Below are 26,036 nucleotides of genomic sequence, written 5' to 3'. Positions count from 1 at the left end.
TCTAACCGCCCGGTGTCACCCTCCTTATTCTGCGAGCAGAAAAGGAGGGCCAGAAATGGACGCCAAGACTGCTGTGACGCGCGAAAAAATCGTGCACGCGCTCTATGAAGCCGCCGAACTCGAGCAAAATCTGCTCTGCACCTATCTCTATGCTGCTTTCAGCCTCAAGGACGGCGAGGGAGAAGGGCTGACTGCCGCGGAAGCTGTTGCGGTCGCGGGATGGCGGCGCGCCATTCTCAACGTTGCCATCGACGAGATGAGCCACCTTGTTGCGGTATGGAACATCACCTCGGCCCTCGGTGGCGCCCCGCGGTTCGGGCGCGCCAATTTTCCGCTCGATGCCGGCTATCTTCCCGCGGGCATCTCGGTCAAGCTCGCGCCATTTAGCCCAGCGGTCATCCAGCACTTTATCTTCCTCGAGAGACCCGAGGGGGCATCCGAGCCCGATGGGGAGGGGTTCGCCGTGCCGAACCCGCCGCCTCGCACGCCATTGGTGCCGAACCTCACGCCGTCGGGCTATGACTATGCAACGATCGGCACTTTTTATCAGATGATCGAGGCGGACCTTCGCGCGTTCGTTGACGCGGTCGGTGAGGACGCGGTTTTCTGCGGAGACCCTTCGCTCCAGATCTCCCAATCTGAGGTGAACCTGGCGGGCGCTCGGCCCGTTACCGATCTCGAAAGCGCGCTTGCAGCGCTGACCGAGATCATCATCGAAGGCGAAGGGGCCCCGGCGCACCGCGAGAATTCGCATTTTCAGCGCTTCCTCAATGTCCGCTCCGAGATGGAGGCGCTCTCCGCCGCCAATCCCGGTTTTGCACCGGCCCATCCGGCGGCGATCAATCCGGTCCTCCGCAAGCCGCCGCAGCCCGAGGGGCGCGTGTGGCTGGAGGATAAGGATGCGATCGCGACCGTCGATCTCGCGAATGCCATCTATACCCTAGCGCTACGCCTTCTTGCGGGGGCTTTCGCGGTCCCGCACGAGAATTCCGAAAAGGCGCTCTATATCGGCTGCTCGCTGGGCTTGATGCATGCGTTGACCGCCGTTGCCGAGCGTGCGGCACGTTTGCCGGCCGGCCCTTCGAATCCGGATTGCAACGCCGGCGTCACCTTCACGGCGCTACGCGAAGCGGCGTCGCTCCCTCACGGACCTAGCGCACGGCGCTTCTATCTGGAGCGGGCCGAGCAATTGGCAGCGGTGGCTGCGACCATGGACAAGAGCGATCCCCGCGCTGTGCGCGCCTCGACCATATTGGAAAAACAGGTCGACAGATTAAGAAATGCGCCTGCTGCGTCGACCCCGGCGATCACGGCCGCACCTGTTACAGCCGTGCCTGCTCCCGTGCCGCCATCGACGATCTCGAAGGACGGAGCCTAGCGCGCGGAAGGAAACGAGCTTGCCATCAATTTCGAGGGGAAGCGCTGCATCCACAGCAGGGTTTGCGTGACCCAGGCACCCGATAGCTTTCTTGCCAATCATGACGGTGCCTGGATCATGCCCGACGCGACCGACCTCGAGACAGTCTGCGCTATCGTCCGCCAATGCCCCTCGGGCGCGCTGACCTATGATCGCCTCGACGGCAAAGCAGAGCAGGCGCCGCCCGTTCGATGGATTGCGGTGGCCTGCTCCTAAATACCCATCCCAAAGGATATCTTGAGACGATCACTCAGGTGCGCAGAAATAGTCGCAGGAAATTTTAGAAGGATTCACGATGTTCAAGGATTATGCTTCGTCGGCGATCGTGCCAAGCTCAGATCTGGTGCGCGCAAAAGCCTTCTATGGTGAAGTCCTTGGTCTGCCGCTCATCGCTGATCACGGTGTTGGCCTGGTTTTTGGAACTGGTGCGACCAAGCTCAATGTCTATTTGAGCGACTACGCTCGCTCCAACCGAGCCAATGCCGTCGTCTGGTCAGTTGGTGACGAAATCAAAAGGATCGCGGCGGACCTGCGGGCCAAGGGCGTCACGCTCGACGAATATCCGGATGGCTACGACACCGTGATCGACGGCATCCATACCAGGGGCACGCTGAGCGTAATCTGGTTTCGCGACCCCGACGACAACATCCTGCACGTTTCGAGCGGTAGTGCCAATTAGACTCATCGCATCGCATCAAAAGCGTCGGTTGGGCTGCTAGACCTGCGGAGTACCGTGCAATCGACGCCGACAGTCGTCATTGAAGTCGCTGACGGGCAAAGGCGGGGTGGTCGAAGCGCATGTCCAGGCCCATGCGGGGCTAAAGGTTTCGGCCCCATGCTCAATCGTGTCTCCGTCACCCGGTTCATCCGCCGCGACTTGCAATGTTCGAGTGGTAAATTATCCTACTCCTGCGCGCCTCGTCCGAACGCGCGCGCCGCGAGCGGTCGATGCGCACAGCGCGTGGATTGCCGTGCGCGCGTGCATCTGAAATCCGTCCCCGATCGCGCGCGCCTTGGCGGTATCGCCGAAGCCGACCCTTTGGGTTCAGTCATCCTCTGGACCCGTCCTGTGGCATTGAATGTCGAGATTCAGTGCTTGAGTGCGTGCGGCGCCAAGGTTGCGGCGATGAAGTCGTTGAACAGGCGGACCCGATGGGGCGGGAACCGGCCAAAGGCGTGGAGCGTCTGAACGGGAACAGGGGCGAGCGGATTTGTCGGCATGATCTCGACAAGGCGGCCTGTTTCCAATTCGGTGACGACGGCGGCGCGCAGCAATTGCGCGATGCCGATGCCGTTTAAGGCGGCAATCCGCATCGCCTGACCGGAATCGGTGTCGAGGACCCCGCGGGTTTCGATCCGGGAGCCGTCGGCGAAGACGATCGGCGAAGCGCGAGCCCCCAACAGGTAACGGATATGCGCAGCATCGGCGAGATCCTCGATCGACGCGGGCGATCCCGCTCGCGCAAGATAAGCGGGCGATGCAACAAGGATCAAGGGCAGGTTGCCGATCGATCGGGTGATCCAATCGACCGCCGCGACCTCGCCCGCCCGCAGCGCCACATCATAACCTTCGCGCACCAGGTCGACGTGCCGGTCGGTGATACTGATTTCGAGCGCGATCTTCGGATAAAGCGAGATGAAATCCCGCGTCAGAGCGTCGACGAGGATCGGACCCAATATTCCGGGCAGGCTGATCCGCAGCCGGCCGCGCGCGCTACCCGCATCGCCGAGCACTTCGTCCGCATCATCGAGAGCCTGAAGCAGGGGGGCGATGCGCTCATAATAAGCTGCGCCGTCGGCGGTCAGCGACAATGACCGCGTCGATCTGAGAAACAGCTTCATTCCGAGCTGGCGTTCGAGACGCTCCACGCTCTTCGAGACCGCCGAAGGGCTCGATCCCGCTAATCGGGCGGCTGCGCTGAACGATCCGGCTTCGACGGCGCGGACAAACGCCAAAAGGCCCGTGGCGTGTTCCAATCCGTTCATTCGATAGTTTTTGGCAAAAATTATGTGCCTTTGTCCACTCTTATCTGTCTTTCAGGAACGGCCATATCGCGTCCTTCTGCAATGCAAAGGAAATGACAATGTCTCGTTTAAAAGGAAAGGTGGCGGTGATCACCGGCGGCAATAGCGGCATTGGCCTCGCGACTGCGAAGCTTTTTGCCGAAGAAGGCGCGCAGGTCGTGATCACGGGCCGCCGCAAGCAGGTCGTCGATGATGCGGTGCGGGAAATCGGCGCCGGCGCGATCGGTATCCAGGGCGATTCGGCCGATCCCTCCCATCACCGCCAGCTCGCCGATTTCGTCCGCGAACGCTTTGACGGCGCCGATATCTATATCGCCAATGCGGGGGTCATCACGATCACGGACTCGCACAATGTGTCCGAGGCCGAATATGACACGCAATTCGCGATCAATGCGCGCGGCACCTTTTTCGGGGTGCAGAATATGGCCCCCGTCTTGCGCGACGGCGGCTCGATCATCTGCCTTGGATCGCTGGCGAGCGACAAGGTGCTCGACGGCCATCCCGTCTATGCCGGGACGAAGGCCGCGATCGGCGCTTTCGCGCGCAGTTGGGCGCTTGAATTCAAAGCGCGCGGCATCCGCGTCAACATGCTGAGCCCCGGGCCGACGGATACGGCGATCATCGAAAAGCTCGGCGTGGCCCCCGAGGATATCGAAGGGTTCGAAGCGATGATGGCGGGCGCGATTCCGCTTGGCCGCTTCGGGCGCCCCGAAGAACTCGCAGAGGCCGCACTCTTTCTCGCGTCCGACGCAAGCAGCTTCGTGACCGGCATCAACCTGCGCGTCGATGGCGGCATGGCACTGCTCTGAATCCCCACTTCCACCTCCCCCAATAAAAGGAAAGACAATGACAAAATCCCCCATCGACCCCGCGATCGACACGCTGATCCATGACGTTGTTCATGTCGGCAGCGCTTATGACATCGACGGCATGGAACAGCTTTACACCGCCGACCAAAGCTTTCTGGTGCTCGGCAGCAACGGCGAGGTAACGCGCGTCAGCCGGACCGATTCATTGGCCGAATTTCGTTCGCGCCGCGACGCCGGCGAACCGCCGCTGTCGACCGAACACCGGGTGCTTCACGTCGAACAGCAGGGCGATCATGCGACCGCGATCCTCTATCGCCGCATGAGCCCTGATGCCCCCGCGGCAATGTACGAACTCCGGCTGCGGAAGGACAGCGGCCGTTGGATGGTGGCGGGTGAAACCGTGACTCCCTGGCCCGGCGGAATCGATGGCAACTTCCTGCCGGCACGCCGGCAGGCGGCCTGAGGATCCGTCCCTCGCCACCTTCTCGCCGGCGGGTCCATCGGTGCGGCCCTTTGGCCTCGATGCTCGGCGCGGCGGGAAGGGTAGTTTTGACGATTGCTCGATCGAGGCAGGCGATTTGCTTGCCTCGATCGATGTCGCTGCCGACTATCAGGCCCGTTAAATGTCGCGCCTATGCACTGATGACGGGGGTCGCCGTCCGCGATCGGATGGCGTCCAGATCGATGCCGTCGGCAATTTCCTGAACGACCAGCCAACCGTTTCGCGGTCGAGAAGGAAGCGGCCCAAGTCCGACACGATCGCGTCGATGGCCGTTGTGCCGGTGAGGGGAAGGCTGCACCGGTCAACGATTTTGGGATTTCCGGCCTTGTCGGCATGGTTCATGACCACGACGACGCGCCTCAGTTGTCCAGGTCTGGGGACGGTGTCAGGTGCGATCGGCGCGAGACATCAGCACATTTTTGATGAACTCGGTAAGCAGGATCGCGCGCCGCGGCAGAAAGGGGCCGAACGCATGCCGCATGTGCAATACCACTGGCGTGAGCGATGCGTGAGGCACGATTTCCAGAAGGCGTCCCGCGCGCAAATCTTCTGCTATGATAAGGCGGGGCAGGGATGCGATGCCAAGCCCCCTTAATGCTGCGACCCGCATGGCCTCCATCGAATCGGTATCGAACACACCTCGAGCCATGAGCTTGGACCCATCCGCAAAGACAATCGGGCGCGGCCGCTCGGCAACCAGATGCCGGATATGCGCCGCCCCGCCGAGTTCTTCCGGGGAACGCGGATAGCCATGCCGATCGAGATAGGCCGGCGCGGCGGCCAGGGTGATCGGCAGATTTGCGATGAGGCACGTGGTTGTGCCGTCCGTCATGCCTCCACCGAAAGTCAGCAAGATGTCGAAACCCTCGCGGGTCATGTCGACATGTCGGTCGGTGACCGATATCTCAAGGGCGATTGCGGGATGGTGCACCATGAAATCGGCGGTCAGCGCATCGACGAGCAAAGGCGCTATGGCGACGGGCAAGCTGACCCTCAGCTTTCCCCGCGTCCCGGTATTGCCCTTGTCCTCGAATATCTCGCCCACGTCTTCGAGCGCGCGAAGCAGCGGCGCGACGCGCTCATAATAAGCGGCGCCCTCCTCGGTCAGCGAAAGCAACCGGGTCGTGCGATGGAATAATTTCGCGCCCAGTTGTCGTTCGAGCCGCTCGATGACCCTCGATACGGCGGACGGCGTCGTTCCTCCGTGCCGCGCCGCACCGCTGAACGAACCGGACTCGACCGTCCTTACGAAGGCCAAAACTCCGGTCCAGCGGTGGGCTCTCTTCATCCGTCTGCCAGTCGCAACCTGCGCGCTGTTTTCGGCATCTCTCGCGTGGCCCCGACAGATGCCGGGGCCACTGAAGGAGGGCCGTGCAGGAAGATGCGAGGCGCCGGGAGACTTCACGTAATCTGAAGACCTCCGTCGACTGCGATGATCTGGCCGGTGATCCATCCGAGTTCGGGGCGGGCGAGAGTCACGATCCATTCACCGACATCGGCCGGTACGCCGCGACGGCCGAGCGGAATGGTCCCGCGTTCATGTTCCTTGATGGCCTCGATCACGTCGTCGGGAAGTCCCATCTGCTTCTGCATGAAGGTCGTCTCGACCGGCCCCGACGCGATGGCATTGACCCGGATTTTCTTCGGCGCGAATTCGAGCGCCCAGCAGCGCGTGAGATGCTCGACGGCGGCCTTGCTTGCGGCATAATAGGAAAGCGGAGCGCCCGCCTTGCTGCCATAGGTGCTCGACATGTTGACGATCAGACCTTCGCTTGCCGCGAGGTGGGGCAGCGCGGCCGCGCAGACCATGCTCGGATACACGACATTCACCTTGAAAATGGCCGCGATGCGCTCGGCATCGACCAATTCCATGGGGCCAACGCCGCCGTCTCCCACATTGTTGACCACGACATCGAGGCGTCCCCACAATTTGACGGCGTGCTCGACGGCGGCGCCTGCCGAAGCCGGGTCGGCCGCGTCTGCCACAAAGCCTTCTATGGTCGGGTTGGCGGCGGTAATCTCATCGAGCGCCGCTGCCCTTCGGCCCGTTATCAGCACTTTCGCGCCTTCGCGTGCGAAGGCCAGCGCGGCGGCGAGGCCGATACCGCTGCCGCCGCCGGTAATGAGGATGACCTTATTTTCTATGCCTGACATGTCAGCTCCTTGAGTTTAAGTTTTAAGGGGGCGGATCCGGGGGAGAGCCGCGCCAACCTGTGGCCGTCTTGTCAGCCTGCAAAGACGCCGCCAAGCCGCGACGCGCCGCCATGCCGCGGCTGCGTACCGATTGCGCCGCAAGCGCAAAGACAGCCACGGCCGTCAGATGTCATCGCGAGGTCATCGTTGATTTTGACAATATGATCGGACGGCGAATTGCGAATGGATATGGACATGATCGGCCCCGCACAGCCGCCGGGCCCGGTGGCTATTGAACGGCACCGACAATGATCCTCTATCATACCCCCGGTTCGTGCTCGGCGGCGTCGCTCGTCGCGCTTGCGGAAAGCGGCTTGGACTATGAACTTCGCATCGTCGACGCGAACGATCGCGCTGAAATCGCCGACGTCAACGGTTGGGGACGCGTGCCGACACTGGTGCTGGAGAGCGGCGTCATTCTTACCGAAACGGTCGCAATCCTGTCCTATGTCGCGGATCGCGTTCCCGGACGGCATCTCCTTCCACCTCCCGCTTCGGTCGAACGGGCGCAGACCCTATCGTTCCTCGCGCTGCTTGCGAGTACCGTCCACATCGCATTCCGGCCGGTTCTTCGGCCCGACCGCCTGGCAACCAACCTTCAGGCGCAAGCCGATGTGCGGAGCACCGGCGTCCTGATGCTCGATAGCGTGCTCGGCCGGCTGGAAAGGGAAATTGTCGGGGAGGCGAGCGTGTTGCCGACGGGTTTTTCGCTGTGCGACGCCTATGCCATGGTCTTTGCGCAATGGTCCCGCCGGCCGCAGATCCGCAACCTCATCCAGGCGACGCCTCGGCTCCATGCCGTGGGTCGGGCGGTGCAAGCGCGGCCCGCGGTGGCGGCCGCGTTGGGAGCGATGCCGGATTATGGCGATCGATAGCGCCCTGTTCCCCCGTCCGGCAGGGCTGTGGACGCGCCGCCTGTGGATGCGGTGCGCCGCGATCAGCGGCTGCATGGCCATGGTCATCTGGATATGGGGAAATCTGAGCGGGAGCGACCTTGAAACGCGCTATTTCCGGCTCGCCGCGCAGATACAGTTCATCCATTCGATGACCTGCTTCGGCAGCGCGACATTCATGAATCTGGGTGCGCACAAAGCCCGGCATGCCCCGGGGTTCTTTTTAGCGGGCTCATTCTTCCTGTGCGGATCGCTCTACCTTGCGCCTTATTATCGCGGCCCTTTCCAGCTTGCGGCCGGCTGCATCGGGTCGGCGGGCCTGCTTGCCGGCTGGATTGTGCTGATCGTCGCCGCGGGCTCCATCGATCGCGGCGATCCTTGAATTAGACAACGGCAGGTCGGCACCGGGCCTGTCGGACAAACAATCGGCCGCGTGCCCGGCAATATTTGTAAGAGGACGACATGGAACCCCAGCAAACCAGGCTTTTTTCGCCATTGAAAATAGGTGACAGGACCGTGAAAAATCGCGTGGTCATGGCGCCTATGAGCCGCCACCGCGCCGCGCTTTCGGGTGTACCAACCGATCTTAACGTGGAATATTACCGGCAACGGGCCTCGGCGGGGCTGCTCGTCACCGAGGGAACCGCGCCGAGCGCGATGGGACGCGGATATCTGTTCACGCCGAGCCTGTACGAAGAGGCGCACGCCAAAGGCTGGCGACGCGTCGCTGACGCCGTCCATGGCGAAGGTGGGACAATATTCGTCCAGCTCATGCATGCCGGCAGAATATCGGACCCGCTGCTCCTCGACGGCGAGACGCCCGTTGCCCCATCGGCGGTCGCCCCGCCCGCCTGCGAGCCCTATGATTCGCCCTGGCCGAAACCGAAAAAGCCCTATGTCGTGCCGCGTGAACTGTCGCATGCCGACATTCTCGCGACCATCGACGATTTCGTCGCAAGCGCCCGCCTGGCGCGGGACGCCGGGCTCGACGGTGTCGAAATTCACGCCGCTTCGGGTTATCTGCCCATGCAATTCCTCTCGACAAATGCCAACTTGCGTACCGACCAATGGGGCGGCAGCATCGAGGGCCGGTCGGCCTTTCTTCTGGCACTTGTCGATGCCATCGCCGCCGCGACGTCTCCCGGTTTCGTTTCGGTAAAGCTTTCGCCTGGCTGGAATTTCAACCAAGTCGACGACAGCGACCCGATCGCCACCTACCGCTATCTGGCAACGCAGCTTGGGCGCCGCTCGATCGCCTATCTGCACGTGGGCAACTACGGTATCGAATGGGACGTCTTCGGTACGATCAGGCCGCTGTTCGATGGGCCGATGATCTTCAACGTCGGCTTCAACCGGGCTTCGGCCATAAGCGCGATCGAAAAAAGCGGTGCCGACATGGTGGCTTTCGGTCAGGCCTTCATCGCCAATCCCGACCTGGTGGAGCGCTATCGTAATGGCTGGACGGTGAACCGGCCGCATGTGGCGACCTATTATTGCCAGGGTCCCGACGGCTATATCGATTACCCCGTCCATGCCAATCGCGATGCAGAGCAGCAGCAAAGCGCGGACGAGGCGCTGGTTCCGATCATGCCGCAATAAGAAAAAGGGGCTGACGCGATACGCCAGCCCCTTTCCGGTTCCGCCTTTAGGGAGCGAAAGGCTTGGCCTGCCCGATCAGGCGCTGACCGACCACCCGCCGTCGACGACGAGTTCCGCGCCGGTGACATATTTCGCCTCGTTGGACAGAAGATAGGTGGCTGCATAGGCGATGTCCTCGGGTTCTCCGAGGTCGCCCATCGGGATCTTGGCTACCTGCTGAGCGAGGATGTCCGGCGGGACGTCGGCCGTGATCGGGGTCTTCATGGGGCCGGGCATGATCGTGTTCACTCTCACACCCTTGCGGACATATTCCATTGCGGTGACGCGCGACATCATTCGCAGGGCGCTCTTGCTGGCGCTATAGCTGATCGCCGCGGGCGCCGCGATCAGGGCGATCAGCGAGCTGACGTTCACGATGGCGCCGTTTCCGCTCGCCACCAGCGCCGGCAGCGCCGCCTGCATGCCAAGCAGCACCCCGGTCTGGTTGATCGCAATAATGCGGTTCCACCCTTCGATCGTCTCATCCTCGACCCCGGCATAGTGGATGATACCGGCGGTGTTCGAAAGCGAGGTGAGCGACCCGAAAGCGGCAAGCGTGGCCGAGACAGCGGCCTTCCAGCTATCGCCGTCGGAGACGTCGAGCCGGACGAAATCCGCCTTGCCGCCATCGGCCTGGATCGCCGCGGCATTTTCGGCGCCGCGTTCCGAAATATCGGCAAGCATTACCCGCGCGCCTTCGCGCGCGAACACGCGTGCTTGCGCAGCGCCGAGCCCGCTCGCCGCGCCCGTGACAAGAACAACCTTGTCTTTCAACCTGTCAGTCATTTGCCTCTCCTGATTATTGGTTCATTCTGCGGTTTGATCGATCGGCGGTGCGATTTTGGCGGCTTCAAGCGCCGGGAGGAGCAAGAACCTGTCCGGCCAGGGGGCTGAAGACGCGCTGATTGACATAGCGCCGGGCGATCGCCCACCTGCCGCCCCGCCGCTCATAATCGTCATGGTAGCTGGCGACGACGTGCGCGGCCTGGCCGTCCGCCAGATTACCGATGCAATAAACGTCGCAGATTCCCTTGGCGCTGTCCGGGCCATCGAACGAGACGCGATGATTGGCGCAATAATGGGTCGTGCTTTCCCACATCGGCCAAATGAGATTTTCGACGGCGCCGGTAATCTCGTCGAGACCGTTGAAGGTCTTGACGAATTCGATGTCCCAGACCGCATCGTCCCACCAGATGTTACGAAAGCGATCGAGCTCGTGCTTGTCGACGCCAAGAGCATAATCGGAAACGAGATCGATGAGCGCGAAACGGCTGGTAAGCTGATCTAAATCTGTCATAAAATATCCTTTCTTCTGGATCAGGCGCTGACCGACCAGCCGCCATCGATGACCAGTTCGGCGCCGGTGACATATTTGGCCTCGTCGGAAGCGAGATAGAGGGCGCCGAACGCGATATCGTCGGGTTCGCCAAGGTCGCCCATGGGAATTCTCGACCGCTGCCAGGCATCTGCCTCCGCCGTGACATTCGCCTGGATCGGCGTCTGCATGGCGCCCGGGACGATTGTGTTGACGCGAATATGGCTTGCCACGCATTCCATTGCGACGGCCTTGGTCATCGTCCGGATCGCCCCTTTGCTGGCGCTGTAGGCAATCATTCCCGGAAATCCGAGCAAGCCCAGCAGCGAGCTGATATTGACGATCGAGCCGCCGCCGTTGGCCGCCATCACGGGCAGGGCGGCGCGCATCCCGAGGAATGTCCCTGTCTGATTGACCGAAAGGATCTTGTTCCAGCCGTCGAGGCTTTCTTCGGTGGCGGCGCCCGGATGAATGACGCCTGCGGTGTTGGACAGGATCGACAGCGGACCGAATTCCTTTCGGGTCGCATCCATCAGCAGGCGCCAACTCGATTCGCTGGCTACATCATGCCGGGCGAAGCGGGCCCGTCCGCCCACGTCGCAGATCGTCCTGGCGACAGCTTCGCCTTGGTCGGCCTGCAGGTCCGCAATCATGACATCAGCGCCTTCGCGCGCGAACAATATGGCCTGCGCGGCACCGAGGCCGCTCGCGCCTCCGGTAACGACCGCAACTTTTCCAGCAAGTCGATTGCCCATCTATCCTCTCCTGCATTGCCCGTGTCGCGAAGGTTCTTTGTTGAGAACTCGGCCGGGCGGTTCGAGATAGAAGCCGTTGTTGGGGCAAGAACAAGCGTGAACCGGCCCAAAACGCCTTGAGCGCCGGAACCGCACAGCTTTCCGACCGCGGGTGCAAAGATCGCTCATCTTCGAGGGTTCACACAGCGAAGGCGCCGAAACGTCACTCGGGAGGCGCGCGAAAGCGTAGCGGAAAATGGTCTTTGGACCGGCGCGGTGACGCTTTTGGATAATAACATCATGCCTTGGCATGAGTAGGGGATGAGAGATGTACATGAATGGCACGCGCCGTGTATTCGGCCTGCTGGCTTCGGTAGGTGTTGCAAGCATTGCAGCCCCCGCGTCAGCGCAGGACCAGGCGGCAATTCAGGATGCGGTGCAGGATCAGTCCGTCCAGCAGGACGAAGCGCCGCAAGACTATGTATCCGAGCCGGGCATCGGCGATATCGTCGTCACGGCTACCAAGAGGTCGGAATCGATCAACCGTGTCGGTCTCGCGATTGCGGCAGTCAGCGGTGACGACCTTAGAGCCCAGGGCATCACGAACGTCGCGGATCTGACCAAGGTGGTGCCGGGCCTGACATTCGCCCGCTCCGCGTTCAACACCCCGGTCTTTACGCTCCGCGGCGTCGGCTATTTCGATTCCGCACTGTCCGGGGCGCCGGCCGTCAGCGTCTACATGGATCAGGTACCCTATAGCTATACGGCGCTCACGTCGCTGGCGGTCGGCCTCGATGTCGAACGCGTCGAGGTGCTGAAGGGACCGCAGGGCATCCTTTTTGGCCAGAATTCGACCGGCGGCGCGATCAACTATATCGCGAACAAGCCGACCGACCGGCTCGAGACGGGTCTCGATTTCGAATATGGGCGCTTCAACCAGATCGAGGCCACCGCCTTTATCAGCGGTCCCATCACGAATACGCTGAGGGGGCGCGTGGCGGTCAAGGCGGCTTACATGGATGGCTGGCAGCAATCCTATTACGCGCGTCCGGGCGACACATTGGGTCGCCGCCGCGAATATGTGGGCCGCATCCTTCTCGATTGGCAGCCGACCGAACGATTGAACGTCCAGTTCAATGCGAATGGCTGGATCGACCGTGGCCAACCCCAAGCTGGGCAATTCATCTTCTTTCGGCCGAACCTGACATCCGGCCCCGACGGCTTTGGTTTCACCCCGCCCGAACTGATCGCCACGCCGCTGGCGCCGAACAAGGCGCGCGCTGCGGACTGGACCTCGGTCATTGCCGATGGAAGCAATCAGAACATCACGCCGCGAAAACGCGATACGATGTGGCAGTCGTCGCTACGGGCGGACTACAATCTGAGCGATGACCTCACGCTGACGTCGATTACCGCCTATGCGCAGCTCAAGCGAAACGGCATCGCCGGAGACGACGGCGTCGCTATCAACAATTATGATATTGTCGCCAATATCGGGAAAATTCGCGACTGGAGCCAGGAACTGCGTCTCGCCAACGACGCGGCCAACACCATCCGTTTCACAGTCGGCGGCAATTATCAGAACAGCAAGGTCGTCGAACGCAATCTTCTGGCCTATGGCGCGAGCACGGCATCGTTCGGAGTTCGTTTTTCGCGGGCGGGCGATTTCAGCGACCAACGCGTCGAAAACTGGGCGCTTTTCGGGAATGTCGATTATGACGTGACGGAGACGCTGACCCTGAAGGCCGGGGCGCGCTACACCAATTCGGATCGGCGCTTCATCGGTTGCACCTACGACAATAATTTCGACCCTGTCTGGGGGGACGATGCGCAGCGCGTCCTGTTCAACGGCATCATCGGCGCATTGCGCAGTTCGGCCGGACTGCCCGCCGCACCCCCGCTCGAGCCGGGGGCCTGCACGCTGATCCATGCGCCGCAGACCGATGCGGCGGGCAATCCGATCATCACCCCCGACAGCTATCTGCCGGGCCTTTTCGACACCCATTTGCGCGAAGACAATGTCTCGTGGAAGGGGGGCGTGGATTTCAAGCCCAGTTCCGACACGCTGATTTATGCCAACGTCACCAAGGGATATAAATCGGGCGGTTATCCTTCGATTTCCGCCTCGACGACGAACCAGGTACGCCCGGTCACTCAGGAATCGGTTCTGGCCTATGAGATCGGATTCAAGCAGAAGCTGTTCGATCGCACGCTCAACCTGACCGGCGCCGCCTTCTACTACGACTATCGTGGCAAGCAGCTCAAAAGCGGGTTCGCCGAGCCGGTTTTCGGAACCGTCTTTGCGCTGACCAACATTCCGAAGTCGACGATCAAGGGCGCCGAAGCGACGCTGGCCTGGCAACCTGTCGATGGCCTCAACCTCAATGGGTCGGTCACCTATCTCGACGGGAAGATCAAGCGCTTCACCGGCATCAACCTGTTTGGCGATATCGGGGATTTTGCGGGTGACATGCTGCCCTACACGCCCAAATGGAATGTTGCGGCCGGGGCGAATTATAGCCGGCCGCTGACGTCCGATCTCACCCTCGATCTGGGTGCGAGCATGGCGTACAACAGCCGCGCGCAGGCTGTGATCGGGCATGACCCCGTAACGCTGACGGTGGGGCGACTGAAGCCCTTTACTACCGTCGATGCGCGGATTGGCCTGTCGTCGCCCGACGGACAATGGTCGGTCCAGGCCTGGGTCAAGAATCTGACCAACGAATTCTACTGGACCAACGTCGCGCTGCTTTACGACACGACGGTTCGCTATGCCGCGATGCCGCGGACATATGGCATCCGGACGAGCTTTCGCTTCTGACCTCCCAGCCCGAAAGGGCTGCCGCGCCGCCGGATATCCGGAGTCCGGCGGCGCGGCCATCTGCCGGAAAAGACAAGATTTACCGCCGCCTACGCAAAGACAGCGATGTGCTCGCGGCGCAAACTGAGCGTCCAATCAACAGGGGATTCTATGTTTGACCTCAAGGGAAAAGCCCTGGCTGTGACCGGAAGTGCTTCAGGTATCGGGGCTGCGACGGTCGATTATCTGCGCGCGCACGGCGCTTATGTGATCGGGCTGGATATCCGCCCTTCCGACAATGCGGACGAGCATATCGCGATCGATCTGTCGTCGCGCAAGTCGATCGACGAAGCCGTGGCGCGCCTTCCGGAAAAAATCGACGGCCTCGCCAATGTCGCCGGGCTCGCGCCGACGGTGCCCGCGGCCCAGGTAATCCGGGTCAATCTGGTGGGCACCATGGCGTTGACGAACGCGCTGCTCCCGCGGCTCACCTATGGATCGGGCATCGTCAACCTGTCCTCCATTGCGGCCTTTCACTGGCAACAATCGATCGATCAAATCAAAGAGGCGCTCGATCTGAGCTTCGGCAAAATCGATGCTTTCGTCGAAAAGCATCGCATCGACGACCAGCCTGGCCGGTCCTATTTCCTCACCAAGGAAGCGTTACTCGCCTGGTGCATTCGGCAACGCCGTACCTGGGTCGATCGCGGCATCCGCATGAACTGCGTCTCCCCCGCCGCCGTTTCGACGCCGCTCCTCGACGCTTTTGCGGGCGTGATGGGCGAGCGGACGAAAAAGGACTCCGACATCGTCGAGCGGTCCGGTGCGCCCGCCGACATCGCGCCGGTGATCGCCTTCCTGCTCTCCGGCGCTTCCGCGTGGATCCGGGGTGCGAACATACCCGCCGATGGCGGCGTCGCCGCTCACTATCTCGCTCAGGAGAATGGACTTTGACCAATAACGCCCCGAACATCGTCACGCGCCCGGGCACCAAGCTCGAGATCGAGATCGTCACCACCCGGGCCAGCAGCCTCCACACCAATCACGCCCTCATCAAGGGCGAGCGATCGATGATCCTCGTCGACGCGCCCTTTTCGCGCGCCGACACGCATCGGTTGATCGGGGATATTCTGGAAACGGGCAAGGATCTGGAAAAGATCATCATCACCCACGATCATCCCGATCATTTCTTCGGTCTCGACCTGCTGCTCGACACATTCCCGAATGCGGTCGCTCTCGCCCACCCGTCGGTCGTCGAGGATATTCTCATCGACGCCCCGCGCGGTCTGGACCGGTGGCAGGAAAAGATCGGGAAGCTCGCGCCGCGCTACGTCGCCATTCCGAAAGCGTGGGATCTCGACCATGTGATGCTCGAGGACGAGCGCATCGAACTGGTCGGGCCCGTTCCGGGCGATGCCAACCGGATCACGATGATCTGGGTTCCGCAGCTCAAGACGCTGGTTGCGAGCGATGTCCTGTTCAACGAGGTGCATCTGTGGTTCGGCGAACATTTCGAGGAGCATCGGGGTGCCTGGCTGAAAGCGCTCGATCAGATCAAGTCGCTCGATCCCGAAGTGATCGTCGCCGGACATAAGCGACCGCATCTGCCGGACGATATCACGTCGTGGAACTATACCCGCGACTATATCCTGGGCTTCGAGAAGCATCTCGCGGAAGCGAGCGATTCGGCCGATCTGGCGAAGCGTATCGAGCGCGACTATCCCGAAACCGTCGACGTGCTCGACGGATTTCTGCTCGGCAATTCGACCAAGGTGGCCATGCGGGAAATTCCGCCGGTCAACGAACCTTGAGGGGCGGCAGATGATGAACAACTCGTCCCCCGGCGCGTCAACCGTGCACGAAATCACCGGCCTTCAGAAGGTGGTCGGGGATGTCTTCGAAGCCAATTGGCGCGAAACCCCCGTCGTCCATGTCGGGATCGGCATCGACATGGCGCCCGCCGAACGGTTTCGCCAGGACTATGCACGAAAACATGGCATGCCCGTTTCAGCGATGAACGTCATCCAGAAGGCGGTTGCACAGGCGGCCCGCGAGCATCCGATGATGGCGGCAATGTTCGAGGAAGGCGGGCGGGAGCGTTTGATCGTTCCGGGGCCGGACGCGATCGCGGTTCAGGGGCCGGTCATGGTGGACGGTTCGGCTTTTCCCCTCCTGATTCAGGGGGCGAGCGCCAAATCGCTCGCTGAAATCGCGGCGGAAATGCAGGCCGAAGTCGCGCGTATCCGGACGGGCGGGGTGGGTGAGAAGGACTCGCTGGCGACGTTCAAGATCATGTCGCAAACGCCCAATATCGGCATTTCGAACATCGGCATGATCGCGCCGGTCAACTTCTTCTCGGCGATGAGCATTCTGCCTGCCGTGTCCCATTTCTTCGTGGCGGCCGCGATCGATACGCCGATCGTCGATTCCAACGGGATCATCCGGTCGACCCCGATGGCCAATTTCTGTTTGGCGTTCGATCATCGCGCGCTCTCCGCGGGTCCGGTCGCGGCCTATCTGGGACATTTCAAGGATCTGATGGAACGGCCCGAACAATTGGGCTGAGCCTTTGCCATGCGAGACGGACGAAAAATGCAGAACAAGAAGCGAGTATATATCAGCGGGGCAGGGCCGGTTGGCCTGATCACCGCGCTTGGCCTATGTCGCCGCGGAATTCCCGTCACGATATTGGAAGCAAGTTCCACCGTCTGCCAGGATCTGCGCGCGACCTATTATCATCCGCCCTCGGTCGAGATGCTCGAGCAAATCGGGTTCATCGACAAGCTGCTGGAGGGCGGGACGCGCGATCGCACATTCCGCTTTACCGACGCGGGTCTTGGACGGTCGGTGACGATCGATCTCGATGTGATGGCGCGCCGCTATGGTCACGGATACTCGATTTCCGCGGCGCAAAACTGGTTCACGCATGCGGGCTATGAGTTGCTGAAGGATCAGGACTGCGAGTTTCTTTTCAACCACCGGGTCACTGGCGTCACGCAGGTTCAAGATGGCGTCGACATCGCGGTCGAGATTGGCGGCATGGCCACATCGATCCGCGCCGACTGGCTTCTGGGATGCGACGGCGGCAGCAGCCCGACACGCATCAGCCAGGACATCGGGTTCGGCGGCTATACCTTCCCCGATCGTTTCCTCATGATCAATACCCGCCACGATTTCGAACCCGAGCACGGCCGGCTCGACTATCGGGCCGACGGTCCGAACTGGCGTCTGGTCATTCGGGTTCCATATGGGCCGGGCAAGGATGACTGGCTCTATCGGATCGTCAGCCGGGTTGGCCCCGACGACGATCCGGATACCCTGCTCACGCCAGCCTCGATCCAGGCCCGGTTGCAGTCGGTTCGGCCTTCGGACCAGCCCTACACAGTCGAAAATGCCACGATCTATAACGTCCATCAGCGCGTTGCCGATACGTACCGAAAGGGGCGTGTCGTCCTCGCTGGCGATGCCGCGCACCTCAACAACCCGATCGGCGGGCAGGGGCTGAACTGCGGCGTTCACGACGCCTTCAACCTGATCGAGAAATTCTCGGCCGTCTGGCTCGACGGCGCCGACGATGCCATTCTCGACCAATATGATCGCCAACGCCGGAAAACCAATTGGGAATGGGTGCAGCGTGTGTCGGTCGAAAACAAAGAGCGGAATGAGGAAACCGATCTCGACAAGCGGTCGGCGGCGATGGACCATCTCGAACAGGTTGCCGCCGACGACGACATGCGTGCCGCTTTCCTGTATCGCTGGAGCATGGGGGAGAGCCTCACCTACGCTGCCGGAATCGATTGAGCGACCGATAAAAAGATAATGCAGAGGAGAGTGTGATGGGCAGGATGACAGGCAAGGTGGCTTTGATCTCGGGCGCGGCCACGGGATTGGGGGCCGCGCAGGCGACCCGCTTCTGCCAGGAAGGCGCCAAGGTCGTTATCGGCGATATCGACGAGCCGCTGGCCGAAGAAACGCTGGCGGAAATCAGGGCCTTTGGCGGCGACGTCCGCTTCGTGCGGCTCGACGCGACGAGTGCGCAAAGCTGGGCGGACGCCGTCGCCGCGACCATCGCCGCCTTCGGCGCGCTGACGACCTTGTGCAACAATGTCGGCGTGACGCCGCTCGCCACGATCGAGGAGCAGGGCCTCGACGGCTGGAACAAGGTCATTGCGGTCAACCAGACGAGCGTCTTCCTCGGCATGCAGGCTGCCCGCGCGGCACTCGTCAAGAGCGGCAATGGCGCGGTCGTGAATATCGGATCGCTCACGGCGCTGAGAGGTATGCCCGGCAGCCTCGGCTATTCGGCAACAAAGGGCGCGATCGGTGCGATGACGCGCGTGGCCGCGATGGAATGGGTAAAGGATGGCGTTCGCGTCAACACGATCATTCCCGGTCCGATGCGGACACGTACCCAGGCCGGCATCACCGAGGAGCAGGAACAGTTGCAGCGCGCACGGATTCCGATGGGTGACCTCGGTCGGCCCGTCGATGTCGCGAACGGCGCCTTGTTCCTCGCCTCCGACGAGGCCAGCTATATCACCGGCGTCGAACTTGTCATCGACGGCGGCTGGGCCGCCTCCGCCTGACCACGCACGGCTTGTTGTTCAAAAAAGGTGAATCACCATGGCTATTGACCCCACCGACGCCGCTGTTCAGGCACTTGCCGACATCGATCACGATGGCCCCATCTACATGCTCAACCTTCTTCGCTTTCGCGAGGGCGGAATGGAAGAATATGAAGCCTATGTGCGCCATTGCAAGATTCACGGTCCCCGGCATGGCGCCGAGTTCATGTATCTCGGCAAGGGCGGGCATGTCCTCGTCGGCGAGGAGGGACAGACGTGGGACGCCGTCTGGCTGGTGCGCTATCCGAGCAAGGCCGGCTTCTTCGCGATCCTTCACGACCCCGATTTCAAGGCAGGGTTCCATCTGCGGAGCGACACGCTGGTGGAAGCCGTCTTGCAAGTTACCACGCCCTGGGAAATCTAGCAGCCGTCGAGGGATCGGGAATATGGACATAACCCCCTTTGAATTCCGGGCAAGCGACGCCGCGCTCGCGGACTTGCGCACCCGGCTCGAGCGCACGCGCTTTGCCGCCGATTTCGCCAACGAAGACTGGCGTTATGGCTTCAACGGCGAATATCTGCGCGAACTCATATCCTATTGGCTCGACGAATATGACTGGCGGGCGCAAGAAACTGCGATCAACGCCTGGCCGCATTTCAAGACCGAGATCGATGGCGTCCCCATCCACTTCATCCACGTCAAGGGTAAAGGGCCAAATCCCACCCCGCTCGTTCTCACGCATGGCTGGCCCTGGACCTTCTGGGATTATCGCGACCTTATCGGACCGCTCACCGACCCCGCCGCCTATGGCGGCGATCCGGCAGATGCGTTCGACCTCGTGATCCCGTCCCTTCCAGGCTATGTGTTTTCCACGCCGCTGACGAAACCGGGACAGAATTTCTGGACCACCGCCGACCTGTGGGTAAAGCTCATGGAAGGACTAGGCTATCCCCGCTTCGCCTCGCACGGCGAGGATTGGGGAGCGTTTCTGACCGCGCAGCTCGGCCACAAATATGCGGACCGGATGATCGGCGTGCATTTCACGACCATGTTCCCGCTCGACATGTTCGGCGGCGGTCAGGTCGACCCGCTGTGGGGCGAGGGAGAGGAAGGCTGGGAGCAGAAGAATATCGATTTCTTCGCAAAAGAGTCGGGCTATTATTCGCTGCAGGCGACAAAACCCCAGACGCTTGCTTTCGCGATGCAGGACTCGCCCGCCGGCCTGTGCGCATGGCTCGTTGAGAAACGCCGCACTTGGGGACATACGCGCGGCGATATCGAAAGCCGTTTCTCCAAGGACGATATGCTGACGACGGTCATGCTTTATTGGCTTACCGACAGCTTCGGCACCTCGGCGCGCTATTATTATGAGGCGGTGCACAATCTCTGGCAGCCGTCGCACGGCAATTTGCCCGTCGTCGGCGCGCCCACGGGAATTGCCGTGTTCCTGAACGAACTGGTCCTGCAGCCGAAAAAATGGGCCGAGAAATATTATAATCTGCAGCAGTGGACCCAATATCCCGAAGGCGGCCATTTTGCGGCATTCGAAGAACCCCGGCTGGTAATCGAAGATATTCGCCGTTTCTTCAGAGGGCTGCGCGGCTGAAGGACGCCCCGCGGCGGCCGGTCAACCCAGCCGGCCGACGCGCGCGGCGTTGACCAACGCGTCGACCACGAAGCGGATCTTGGGCATGAGGCTGCGCGTCGTCGGCCACACCGCATAGAGCGATCCGCGGGCCGGCGTCAGATGTTGCAGCAGCGGGACGAGCTCTCCCGATTCAAGACTGGGACGCACAAGCGCTTCGGGCATGTGAAGGATGCCGCAGCCTGCAACCGCCGCGGCGAGCATCGCGTCGCCATCGCCCATTTCATGCGTAGGGGGCGGGATGAAGCGGATCGTCTCCCCCGACTCATTGACGACCACCCAGCTATGCGGCGCGCCGTTGCGGTAGCTCACCACACATTCGTGATCCTTGATTTCTTCCCAGCTTAAGGGCGCGCCGCGCCGCTGGATATAGTCCGGCGAAGCGCAGAAGTAGAAGCGTTGCTCGACCAGTTTGCGGGAAATAAGTCCTGTCGTATCCTTGAGGTCTCCGAAACGGAGCACCAGATCGACGCCTTCCTCGACGGGGTTGATCACCCAGTCCCGGAATGTCGTCGAGAGATGCAAATCCGGGTGCGACTTCGCGACCTCCAGCAAGAGCGGCAAGATGATCTTGCGGCCGTACATGGCGGGCATGTCGATACGAAGGCGTCCGCGCGGTCCGATCTTGAGTTCGGACAAATTGGTTTCGGCATCGGCGATTTCGTCGAACGCAACCGAGCAGCGGGCGAAAAAGGCCTCTCCGTCGGACGTGAGGCTCAGCGATCGCGTACTGCGGTAGATCAATTTGACGCCGAGCCGTTCCTCGAGACGCCCTACGCTCTTGCTGACTGCCGACTTCGTCAGGCCGAGCCGGTTGGCGGCGGTGGTGAAGCTCCCGCTCCGCGCGACCTCGATGAAAACCGCGATACTGCTGAGACGATCACCGAGCGACATTGTTGATCCTGAGGACACTCTCTGCGGAACAAAAGCCTAATTGGCGCCCTCTCATCTACGCGTTACCGATAGTCGAGACAAATGAAATCAGCTGCGAGCGATGGACTCGGCAGCGTTTTAGGAGAGGTTATTCCATGTCCCAGCCTGAGCTGCTTGCTGCCTATTTTACCCTGGCGGGCGACGTCTATCCTTATGGTCCCGACCATGTGAGCCCTTTCAGTTTCCAGGAGCGGGTGGAGGCGGCCGCGAAGGCGGGTTACACTGGAATTGGCTTCTTCACCGACGATGTTTACGCAAATGTCGAACGTCTCGGTTTTCCCGAGATGCGGCGTATTCTGGATGCCAACGGCATTCGGCACGTCGAACTGGAATTTTTGATCGACTGGTTCCTTGACGGCGAGCGCCGGACCGCATCGGATGCGCTTCGAAAGTCGATGCTCGATGCCGCCGAAGGCCTCGGCGCGCGCGCGATCAAGATCGGTCCGGGGGTCGGTGCCGATATCGACAATCCGACCGAGGCGGAGCTGACCCCCGACATCCCCTTGATGCAGGACGCTTTCGCAAAACTCTGTCAGGACGCGGCCAAGGTCGGCACGTCGATCGCGATGGAACTCATGCCGTTCGGAAATGTGCGCACCGTGGATGTTGGCCTCGCCATCGTCGAAGGCGCTGACCAGCCCAATGGCGGTCTCGATATCGACGTCTGGCACATCACCCGCGGCGGCAACGACTACGCCGACCTCGCCAGAATCCCCGCAAAATACATGACCTGCGTCGAACTCAACGACGCGCGCGACAAGGTGAACGGGACGCTGTGGAACGATACGGCGCATCACCGCCAGTTGTGCGGTGAAGGGGACTGGGACCTCAAGAGCTTTGTCGAAAATATACGCAAGACTGGCTTCCAGGGACCTTGGGGCGTGGAAATCATTTCCGCCGTTCACCGCAAGCTGCCCCTGGACGAAGCGGCCGCGCGATCGTTCCAGACCGCGCGCGCGCTTCTGGATTGAGGCGATCGCTCGGCTCCTTTTCCGCGGCAAGACATTCGGGAGGCCGTGATGCAGTCGTTCATATACAAGAGCGCCCCGACAAGGGTGATCTTTGGTTCGGGCACGGTGTCGCAGCTTGCCGCCGAAATGGAGCTTCTATCGGTCAGGCGGGCACTGTTTCTCTCGACGCCTGAGCAGGCAGGCGATGCCGAAGCCATCGCCGCGACCGTGGGCGATCGTGACATCGGGATTTATTCCAATGCGACGATGCATACGCCAGTCGAAGTGACGGACGACGCCATGACGACGGTCACCGCCTGCAACGCCGACGTCGTCGTGGCGATAGGCGGAGGGTCCACGATCGGTCTTTCGAAGGCGATCGCGCTCCGCACGGATCTGCCGCAGATCGTGCTGCCGACAAGCTACGCCGGATCGGAAATGACGGCGATCATCGGACAAACCGAAGGAGGCCGTAAAACCACGCAGACGACGCCGCGGGTGCAGCCCGAAGTGGTTATCTACGATGTCGATCTTACGATGTCGCTGCCCCCCGCGATGGCTGGCACCTCGGGCATCAATGCCATCGCGCATGCGGTCGAGGCGCTTTATGCGCAAGACCGTAACCCCGTCATCTCTTTGATGGCCGAAGAAGCGGTTCGTGCGCTGGCCGAGGCGCTGCCCCGCATCGTTGCGGACCCCGGCGCAGTGGATCCGCGCGGCGGAGCCCTGTACGGCGCGTGGCTCTGCGGCATGTGTCTCGGATCGACGGGAGCGGCGCTCCACCACAAGATATGCCATGTGCTGGGCGGAAGCTTCGGCATGCCGCACGCCGAAACGCACACCGTCATGCTGCCGCATGTCACGGCCTATAATGCGCCCGCCGCGCCCGAAGCGATGGCGAGCCTTTCGCGGGCGCTGGGGTCTCCGGATCCCGCCCGCGCGCTCTTCGACCTGGCCGGTGCCGTCGGCGCAAGGCGGTCGCTCCGCGAGCTCGGGTTGACGCTCGACGCCGCGGTGGAGGCCGGTCGGCTGACCTTCGAAAATGCCTATTGGAACCCTCGCCCGCTGGATGCCGAAGCGCTCGAAAGCATGATGCGGCGTGCGTGGGCCGGAGAACCGCCGAAACCGTGACTGCGCCGAAAGGCCACCAATGCGAAATCATGATGGGAGTGTCAGATGTTGGACGTAAACGAGGAAACGATCACGAAGGCGGTGACGGACGCGATCGACCGGACGCCCGACGACCGGACACGGCGCATCATGCAATCGCTTGTGACCCATCTTCACGCGTTCGTGCGCGACATCGAGCCCAGCGATGCCGAGTGGTTCGCCGCCATAGATTTTCTGACCCGCACCGGACAAATGTGTTCGGATGTCCGGCAGGAGTTCATCCTCCTGTCGGATACGCTCGGCGTCACCACCCTCGTGGATGCGATCAACCATCGCTACCCCTCCGGCGCGACCGTCAATTCGGTTCTCGGTCCCTTTTATTACGAGGGGCGCCCGTCGCTCCCGAACGGTTCGGACATTTCGGGCAAGGCCGAGGGCGTCCCGCTCATTTTCAAAGGAAGCGTGCGCGATACACAAGGTAACCCGGTGGCGGACGCGGCCGTCGACGTGTGGCATTCCGACGCCGAGGGGCATTATGACATGATGCTGCCCGGCTTCGGCGAGGACGAGACCGCCATGCGCGCCTCGCTGCGCACCGGCGCCGACGGGCAGTTTTGGTTCCGGTCGGTGATGCCTGCATCCTACCCCATCCCCGACGACGGTCCGGTCGGTGCGATGATGCGCGCCACGCACCGCTCGAACATGCGGCCCGGCCATGTCCACGTCATGATCGATGCGCCGGGCTCTCAAAAACTGACGACGATGGTGTTTGTCGCGGGCGATCCCTTTGTGGAAGCCGATCCGGTATTCGGGGTCAAGCGCGAGCTCATCCAGGATTTCCACCTCAACGAAGGCGGCGTCCTTCCGGACGGCACCCATAGCGATGAGACGCATATGGCTGTCGAATATGTCTTCACGGTGGCCCCGGCCGCCACAGCCGCTGCCTGATCGAGCTTATCTAACGTCCACGAGCATGAAGAAGGGGAAAACCTCGGCCGGGACATCCAAGGAGAGGAATGTAAGATGGGAACTTCCGCTGCTATAACAATCGCCGATCCGACCTTGCCTGCAGATCAAAGCCGCTTTTCCGCGCCGCAGCATGCCCGGATCACACGGATGCCGCGTTTCGTGCCGTCGACGATGTCGGAGATTTTTTACGAGCTTGAACAAGTGGGAAGCAAGGACTTCGGCGGCGTATTCCTTCGCACCGAACTCGGCGACGCCGATCTCGTCTATTCGTCGAGCTGGGGCAGCCCCGCGCGCATCGCCCGCACGGTGAGCACTCTGAAAGCGTCGAAGGTCGACATGTTCCTCGTCGTGCTCGGGATCGCGGGCGAAGCCGCGCTGAGGCAGGAGGGACGGGTTGCCAGGATCAAGCGCGGTTCGCTTGCGATTGTCGACAGCAGCAAGACTTACGAAGTGGAGGTCGCGAGTGCCTGGAAAGCCATATGGCTGAAAGTGCCGCGTTCCGCGATCGAGACCCGCCTCTTTACATACCGGGACTGGCTCGGGCGCGCCCTTTCGACCGATACCGGGCTGGGCTTTGCCGCGAACCGCATGATCCATGCCTGCCTTCATGCCAGCAAAGCCCTGCGCGACGACGAAGCGCGAGTTCTTGCCGGTAATGTGCTCGACATCGTGGCGGCTACCTTCACCCACGCCGCGGGTGACGAGGATGATAGCGCCACGCGCAGCCGCCACACCGAAATGATGTTCAACCGTGTGAATCGCTTCGTCGATCAGCATCTTCGCAATTCCAATTTGGGACCAGCCGTGATTTCTGCCGGGTGCGGGATCAGCGAACGCTATTTGCGCCAGCTCTTTGCAAGTCACGGCACGACGATGACAGCCGCTATTCGATCCAAGCGGCTCGAAGAATGCCGGCGGATGCTCAATAGCTACGGGCGCCATGCCCCTTCCATTACGCAGGTCGCCTTCAGCATGGGATTCGAGAATATCAGCAGCTTCAATCGCGCATTTAAAGCCTATTTCGGGCTCACGCCGAGTCAGGCCCGATCGGGCTGCCTTTCTGGATACAATAAGGAGACGGTGCCGGGCTTTGCCTGATAGTTGAAAGTGGCCTAATTAGCCTCGCAGCAACAAGATACACAGGTCTTCTCCCGTCGTATGATGGTCAGTGCTCCGCCTACGCGATTGCGACCGCGCGTGTCAGTGTGATGTCGCCGCCGATTTATGGGCGAGCTCTCATCACCCCTGAGCCCGAACACCTGACTACGGAAGCGTCGCGCGGTGCTAGGCTAATGATTTCACAAATCGGCTGGTCCGACGCGATTGGTGCGAGGTTTAACGGGGACGGGCGCAGATTTCATGAGGAAGAAGCATCCTGGTCAACACGCGGTGAGCATCGAATTGTGCCCAATACGAGCCATTTCATTCAGCTCGATCGACCCGATGCCGCGATCGTCGCTATCCGTGGCGCGGTGGCAACGGTTGGGGACGGGGCCAAGGAATGACGTTTGCCCACTTACTTCGTTCAACATCGAGA

Annotated in this window: 28 protein-coding genes; 21 read left to right on the top strand and 7 right to left on the bottom strand. The window is 61.6% G+C overall.

Annotated elements, in window-relative coordinates:
• Positions 1 to 55 precede the first annotated feature (55 nt).
• The 3 genes from SKP52_RS12955 (at position 56) to SKP52_RS12945 (ending at position 2,096) form a co-directional block, all read left to right on the top strand.
• Positions 56 to 1,378, top strand: a complete 1,323-nt coding sequence (locus SKP52_RS12955; protein WP_039575290.1) for a ferritin-like domain-containing protein — start codon at positions 56 to 58, stop codon at positions 1,376 to 1,378.
• Positions 1,379 to 1,444: 66 nt separating this feature from the next.
• On the top strand, positions 1,445 to 1,633 hold the full coding sequence (locus SKP52_RS12950) for a (4Fe-4S)-binding protein (protein WP_052208238.1): 189 nt from the start codon (positions 1,445 to 1,447) through the stop codon (positions 1,631 to 1,633).
• A 79-nt stretch (positions 1,634 to 1,712) separates the two neighbouring features.
• Positions 1,713 to 2,096 carry a VOC family protein gene (locus SKP52_RS12945; protein ID WP_039575288.1) on the top strand — a complete coding sequence of 128 codons (384 nt, stop codon included), beginning with the start codon at positions 1,713 to 1,715 and terminating at the stop codon, positions 2,094 to 2,096.
• A gap of 410 nt (positions 2,097 to 2,506) precedes the next feature.
• Here the strand turns inward: SKP52_RS12945 and SKP52_RS12940 are convergent, their stop codons facing one another.
• Positions 2,507 to 3,403 (bottom strand): LysR family transcriptional regulator, encoded by an 897-nt coding sequence (locus SKP52_RS12940; protein ID WP_039575285.1) that lies wholly within the window; start codon positions 3,401 to 3,403, stop codon positions 2,507 to 2,509.
• Positions 3,404 to 3,501: 98 nt separating this feature from the next.
• Between SKP52_RS12940 and SKP52_RS12935 the strand changes: the two genes are divergently transcribed.
• Together SKP52_RS12935 and SKP52_RS12930 are read left to right on the top strand one after the other, a co-directional pair.
• Positions 3,502 to 4,251 carry an SDR family NAD(P)-dependent oxidoreductase gene (locus SKP52_RS12935; RefSeq protein ID WP_039575283.1) on the top strand — a complete coding sequence of 250 codons (750 nt, stop codon included), beginning with the start codon at positions 3,502 to 3,504 and terminating at the stop codon, positions 4,249 to 4,251.
• A gap of 37 nt (positions 4,252 to 4,288) precedes the next feature.
• Positions 4,289 to 4,714 carry a hypothetical protein gene (locus SKP52_RS12930; protein ID WP_039575281.1) on the top strand — a complete coding sequence of 142 codons (426 nt, stop codon included), beginning with the start codon at positions 4,289 to 4,291 and terminating at the stop codon, positions 4,712 to 4,714.
• A 424-nt stretch (positions 4,715 to 5,138) separates the two neighbouring features.
• Here the strand turns inward: SKP52_RS12930 and SKP52_RS12920 are convergent, their stop codons facing one another.
• A complete protein-coding gene (locus SKP52_RS12920) occupies positions 5,139 to 6,041 on the bottom strand; it encodes a LysR family transcriptional regulator (RefSeq protein WP_039575278.1) in 903 nt (300 codons plus the stop codon).
• A gap of 113 nt (positions 6,042 to 6,154) precedes the next feature.
• Complete coding sequence (locus tag SKP52_RS12915; RefSeq protein WP_039575275.1) at positions 6,155 to 6,907, bottom strand: SDR family NAD(P)-dependent oxidoreductase; 753 nt, start codon at positions 6,905 to 6,907, stop codon at positions 6,155 to 6,157.
• A gap of 287 nt (positions 6,908 to 7,194) precedes the next feature.
• Here SKP52_RS12915 and SKP52_RS12910 point away from each other — a divergent pair, with 287 nt between their 5' ends.
• From SKP52_RS12910 to SKP52_RS12900, 3 genes are all read left to right on the top strand, one after another.
• Positions 7,195 to 7,821, top strand: coding sequence for a glutathione S-transferase N-terminal domain-containing protein (locus tag SKP52_RS12910; RefSeq protein ID WP_039575273.1), 627 nt, complete (start codon positions 7,195 to 7,197; stop codon positions 7,819 to 7,821).
• Positions 7,808 to 8,221 (top strand): DUF423 domain-containing protein, encoded by a 414-nt coding sequence (locus tag SKP52_RS12905; protein WP_039575271.1) that lies wholly within the window; start codon positions 7,808 to 7,810, stop codon positions 8,219 to 8,221. Before SKP52_RS12910 ends, SKP52_RS12905 begins: the two co-directional genes overlap by 14 nt.
• A gap of 134 nt (positions 8,222 to 8,355) precedes the next feature.
• Positions 8,356 to 9,438 (top strand): alkene reductase, encoded by a 1,083-nt coding sequence (locus tag SKP52_RS12900; protein WP_267127957.1) that lies wholly within the window; start codon positions 8,356 to 8,358, stop codon positions 9,436 to 9,438.
• 75 nt (positions 9,439 to 9,513) lie between these two features.
• Here SKP52_RS12900 and SKP52_RS12895 read toward each other — a convergent pair whose 3' ends face one another.
• The 3 genes from SKP52_RS12895 to SKP52_RS12885 form a co-directional block, all read right to left on the bottom strand.
• The gene (locus tag SKP52_RS12895; protein ID WP_039575269.1) at positions 9,514 to 10,263 is read right to left on the bottom strand and encodes an SDR family NAD(P)-dependent oxidoreductase; all 750 of its coding nucleotides are present in this window, start codon (positions 10,261 to 10,263) and stop codon (positions 9,514 to 9,516) included.
• 64 nt (positions 10,264 to 10,327) lie between these two features.
• Positions 10,328 to 10,774, bottom strand: coding sequence for a nuclear transport factor 2 family protein (locus SKP52_RS12890; protein WP_039575268.1), 447 nt, complete (start codon positions 10,772 to 10,774; stop codon positions 10,328 to 10,330).
• 20 nt (positions 10,775 to 10,794) lie between these two features.
• Positions 10,795 to 11,547 carry a glucose 1-dehydrogenase gene (locus SKP52_RS12885; RefSeq protein WP_039575265.1) on the bottom strand — a complete coding sequence of 251 codons (753 nt, stop codon included), beginning with the start codon at positions 11,545 to 11,547 and terminating at the stop codon, positions 10,795 to 10,797.
• Between the two features lie 307 nt (positions 11,548 to 11,854).
• On the opposite strand from SKP52_RS12885, the gene SKP52_RS12880 reads away from it, so the two are divergent.
• The 8 genes from SKP52_RS12880 to SKP52_RS12845 all read left to right on the top strand — a co-directional run bounded on the left by SKP52_RS12880 (position 11,855) and on the right by SKP52_RS12845 (position 20,498).
• Positions 11,855 to 14,347 (top strand): TonB-dependent receptor, encoded by a 2,493-nt coding sequence (locus tag SKP52_RS12880; RefSeq protein WP_039575261.1) that lies wholly within the window; start codon positions 11,855 to 11,857, stop codon positions 14,345 to 14,347.
• A 150-nt stretch (positions 14,348 to 14,497) separates the two neighbouring features.
• The gene (locus SKP52_RS12875) at positions 14,498 to 15,280 is read left to right on the top strand and encodes a coniferyl-alcohol dehydrogenase (RefSeq protein WP_039575258.1); all 783 of its coding nucleotides are present in this window, start codon (positions 14,498 to 14,500) and stop codon (positions 15,278 to 15,280) included.
• On the top strand, positions 15,277 to 16,137 hold the full coding sequence (locus SKP52_RS12870; RefSeq protein ID WP_052208232.1) for an MBL fold metallo-hydrolase: 861 nt from the start codon (positions 15,277 to 15,279) through the stop codon (positions 16,135 to 16,137). The genes SKP52_RS12875 and SKP52_RS12870 overlap by 4 nt, the downstream gene beginning before the upstream one ends.
• A 10-nt stretch (positions 16,138 to 16,147) precedes the next feature.
• Positions 16,148 to 16,891, top strand: coding sequence for a 2-oxo acid dehydrogenase subunit E2 (locus SKP52_RS12865; protein WP_039575257.1), 744 nt, complete (start codon positions 16,148 to 16,150; stop codon positions 16,889 to 16,891).
• Between the two features lie 27 nt (positions 16,892 to 16,918).
• Complete coding sequence (locus tag SKP52_RS12860; RefSeq protein ID WP_039575255.1) at positions 16,919 to 18,127, top strand: FAD-dependent oxidoreductase; 1,209 nt, start codon at positions 16,919 to 16,921, stop codon at positions 18,125 to 18,127.
• Between the two features lie 35 nt (positions 18,128 to 18,162).
• Positions 18,163 to 18,912 carry an SDR family NAD(P)-dependent oxidoreductase gene (locus SKP52_RS12855; protein ID WP_039575254.1) on the top strand — a complete coding sequence of 250 codons (750 nt, stop codon included), beginning with the start codon at positions 18,163 to 18,165 and terminating at the stop codon, positions 18,910 to 18,912.
• Between the two features lie 37 nt (positions 18,913 to 18,949).
• Positions 18,950 to 19,315 carry a DUF1330 domain-containing protein gene (locus SKP52_RS12850; RefSeq protein WP_039575251.1) on the top strand — a complete coding sequence of 122 codons (366 nt, stop codon included), beginning with the start codon at positions 18,950 to 18,952 and terminating at the stop codon, positions 19,313 to 19,315.
• A gap of 22 nt (positions 19,316 to 19,337) precedes the next feature.
• Positions 19,338 to 20,498 (top strand): epoxide hydrolase family protein, encoded by a 1,161-nt coding sequence (locus SKP52_RS12845; protein WP_039575250.1) that lies wholly within the window; start codon positions 19,338 to 19,340, stop codon positions 20,496 to 20,498.
• 21 nt (positions 20,499 to 20,519) lie between these two features.
• On the opposite strand, the gene SKP52_RS12840 is transcribed toward SKP52_RS12845, so the two are convergent.
• The gene (locus tag SKP52_RS12840; protein ID WP_052208230.1) at positions 20,520 to 21,431 is read right to left on the bottom strand and encodes a LysR family transcriptional regulator; all 912 of its coding nucleotides are present in this window, start codon (positions 21,429 to 21,431) and stop codon (positions 20,520 to 20,522) included.
• 134 nt (positions 21,432 to 21,565) lie between these two features.
• Here SKP52_RS12840 and SKP52_RS12835 point away from each other — a divergent pair, with 134 nt between their 5' ends.
• The 5 genes from SKP52_RS12835 (at position 21,566) to SKP52_RS27015 (ending at position 26,004) form a co-directional block, all read left to right on the top strand.
• A complete protein-coding gene (locus SKP52_RS12835) occupies positions 21,566 to 22,441 on the top strand; it encodes a sugar phosphate isomerase/epimerase family protein (protein ID WP_039575249.1) in 876 nt (291 codons plus the stop codon).
• Positions 22,442 to 22,489: 48 nt separating this feature from the next.
• Positions 22,490 to 23,551, top strand: coding sequence for a maleylacetate reductase (locus SKP52_RS12830; RefSeq protein ID WP_187337257.1), 1,062 nt, complete (start codon positions 22,490 to 22,492; stop codon positions 23,549 to 23,551).
• A 45-nt stretch (positions 23,552 to 23,596) separates the two neighbouring features.
• Positions 23,597 to 24,478 (top strand): dioxygenase family protein, encoded by an 882-nt coding sequence (locus SKP52_RS12825; protein WP_039575245.1) that lies wholly within the window; start codon positions 23,597 to 23,599, stop codon positions 24,476 to 24,478.
• A 168-nt stretch (positions 24,479 to 24,646) separates the two neighbouring features.
• Positions 24,647 to 25,597 (top strand): helix-turn-helix domain-containing protein, encoded by a 951-nt coding sequence (locus SKP52_RS12820; protein WP_052208228.1) that lies wholly within the window; start codon positions 24,647 to 24,649, stop codon positions 25,595 to 25,597.
• A gap of 110 nt (positions 25,598 to 25,707) precedes the next feature.
• Positions 25,708 to 26,004 (top strand): hypothetical protein, encoded by a 297-nt coding sequence (locus SKP52_RS27015; protein ID WP_148309118.1) that lies wholly within the window; start codon positions 25,708 to 25,710, stop codon positions 26,002 to 26,004.
• The last annotated feature ends 32 nt before the right edge of the window (positions 26,005 to 26,036 follow it).

This window comes from Sphingopyxis fribergensis, assembly GCF_000803645.1.
In the GTDB taxonomy this organism is placed as follows: domain Bacteria; phylum Pseudomonadota; class Alphaproteobacteria; order Sphingomonadales; family Sphingomonadaceae; genus Sphingopyxis; species Sphingopyxis fribergensis.
This window is presented reverse-complemented; position numbering and strand designations above follow the sequence as displayed.

What these genes read in the sequence shown, in the direction of transcription:
- SKP52_RS12955 (WP_039575290.1), top strand. Translation starts at nt 56, where the DNA reads ATGGACGCCAAGACTGCTGTGACGCGCGAAAAAATCGTGCACGCGCTC.
- SKP52_RS12945 (WP_039575288.1), top strand. Translation starts at nt 1,713, where the DNA reads ATGTTCAAGGATTATGCTTCGTCGGCGATCGTGCCAAGCTCAGATCTG.
- SKP52_RS12940 (WP_039575285.1), bottom strand. Translation starts at nt 3,403, where the DNA reads ATGAACGGATTGGAACACGCCACGGGCCTTTTGGCGTTTGTCCGCGCC.
- SKP52_RS12935 (WP_039575283.1), top strand. Translation starts at nt 3,502, where the DNA reads ATGTCTCGTTTAAAAGGAAAGGTGGCGGTGATCACCGGCGGCAATAGC.
- SKP52_RS12930 (WP_039575281.1), top strand. Translation starts at nt 4,289, where the DNA reads ATGACAAAATCCCCCATCGACCCCGCGATCGACACGCTGATCCATGAC.
- SKP52_RS12920 (WP_039575278.1), bottom strand. Translation starts at nt 6,041, where the DNA reads ATGAAGAGAGCCCACCGCTGGACCGGAGTTTTGGCCTTCGTAAGGACG.
- SKP52_RS12915 (WP_039575275.1), bottom strand. Translation starts at nt 6,907, where the DNA reads ATGTCAGGCATAGAAAATAAGGTCATCCTCATTACCGGCGGCGGCAGC.
- SKP52_RS12910 (WP_039575273.1), top strand. Translation starts at nt 7,195, where the DNA reads ATGATCCTCTATCATACCCCCGGTTCGTGCTCGGCGGCGTCGCTCGTC.
- SKP52_RS12905 (WP_039575271.1), top strand. Translation starts at nt 7,808, where the DNA reads ATGGCGATCGATAGCGCCCTGTTCCCCCGTCCGGCAGGGCTGTGGACG.
- SKP52_RS12895 (WP_039575269.1), bottom strand. Translation starts at nt 10,263, where the DNA reads ATGACTGACAGGTTGAAAGACAAGGTTGTTCTTGTCACGGGCGCGGCG.
- SKP52_RS12890 (WP_039575268.1), bottom strand. Translation starts at nt 10,774, where the DNA reads ATGACAGATTTAGATCAGCTTACCAGCCGTTTCGCGCTCATCGATCTC.
- SKP52_RS12885 (WP_039575265.1), bottom strand. Translation starts at nt 11,547, where the DNA reads ATGGGCAATCGACTTGCTGGAAAAGTTGCGGTCGTTACCGGAGGCGCG.
- SKP52_RS12880 (WP_039575261.1), top strand. Translation starts at nt 11,855, where the DNA reads ATGTACATGAATGGCACGCGCCGTGTATTCGGCCTGCTGGCTTCGGTA.
- SKP52_RS12875 (WP_039575258.1), top strand. Translation starts at nt 14,498, where the DNA reads ATGTTTGACCTCAAGGGAAAAGCCCTGGCTGTGACCGGAAGTGCTTCA.
- SKP52_RS12865 (WP_039575257.1), top strand. Translation starts at nt 16,148, where the DNA reads ATGATGAACAACTCGTCCCCCGGCGCGTCAACCGTGCACGAAATCACC.
- SKP52_RS12860 (WP_039575255.1), top strand. Translation starts at nt 16,919, where the DNA reads ATGCAGAACAAGAAGCGAGTATATATCAGCGGGGCAGGGCCGGTTGGC.
- SKP52_RS12855 (WP_039575254.1), top strand. Translation starts at nt 18,163, where the DNA reads ATGGGCAGGATGACAGGCAAGGTGGCTTTGATCTCGGGCGCGGCCACG.
- SKP52_RS12850 (WP_039575251.1), top strand. Translation starts at nt 18,950, where the DNA reads ATGGCTATTGACCCCACCGACGCCGCTGTTCAGGCACTTGCCGACATC.
- SKP52_RS12845 (WP_039575250.1), top strand. Translation starts at nt 19,338, where the DNA reads ATGGACATAACCCCCTTTGAATTCCGGGCAAGCGACGCCGCGCTCGCG.
- SKP52_RS12840 (WP_052208230.1), bottom strand. Translation starts at nt 21,431, where the DNA reads ATGTCGCTCGGTGATCGTCTCAGCAGTATCGCGGTTTTCATCGAGGTC.
- SKP52_RS12835 (WP_039575249.1), top strand. Translation starts at nt 21,566, where the DNA reads ATGTCCCAGCCTGAGCTGCTTGCTGCCTATTTTACCCTGGCGGGCGAC.
- SKP52_RS12830 (WP_187337257.1), top strand. Translation starts at nt 22,490, where the DNA reads ATGCAGTCGTTCATATACAAGAGCGCCCCGACAAGGGTGATCTTTGGT.
- SKP52_RS12825 (WP_039575245.1), top strand. Translation starts at nt 23,597, where the DNA reads ATGTTGGACGTAAACGAGGAAACGATCACGAAGGCGGTGACGGACGCG.
- SKP52_RS12820 (WP_052208228.1), top strand. Translation starts at nt 24,647, where the DNA reads ATGCCGCGTTTCGTGCCGTCGACGATGTCGGAGATTTTTTACGAGCTT.
- SKP52_RS27015 (WP_148309118.1), top strand. Translation starts at nt 25,708, where the DNA reads ATGTCGCCGCCGATTTATGGGCGAGCTCTCATCACCCCTGAGCCCGAA.